This window comes from Aquirufa originis, assembly GCF_042714495.1.
Lineage (GTDB): Bacteria > Bacteroidota > Bacteroidia > Cytophagales > Spirosomataceae > Aquirufa > Aquirufa originis.
Window position 1 is genome coordinate 1 of the sequence record NZ_JBBKXY010000006.1, and the last position, 329, is coordinate 329.

Genomic DNA, 329 nt, shown 5'->3' on the forward strand with positions numbered 1-329 from the left:
AAGCAAAGTGAGACAAGGCCAAAGCAATTAAGCAACAATCCCTGGGGGATTAGCTCAGCTGGCTAGAGCACCTGCCTTGCACGCAGGGGGTCAACGGTTCGAATCCGTTATTCTCCACCAGAGTACAGATTAGAGTATAGAGTAAAGATTAGAGAGTATAGATTAGGCAAACGAGCTTGATCAACAGATTGAAAGAGTTTAGTAACCTATCGACTTCGGACTATAGACTACGGACTAACACCACCCTCCCCTACTCAAATGTGAGTAACGGATTTGGGAACGATGTGAATGAGATGAGCGCAAGTTTATTGAATTTCACACAAGGTTCT

General features: G+C 44.4%; 1 tRNA gene. It reads left to right on the plus strand.

What is annotated here, in order from left to right:
• The first annotated feature begins 43 nt into the window (after nucleotides 1-43).
• A tRNA-Ala gene (locus tag SKC35_RS11375) sits at nucleotides 44-120 on the plus strand.
• Nucleotides 121-329: the final 209 nt, after the last annotated feature.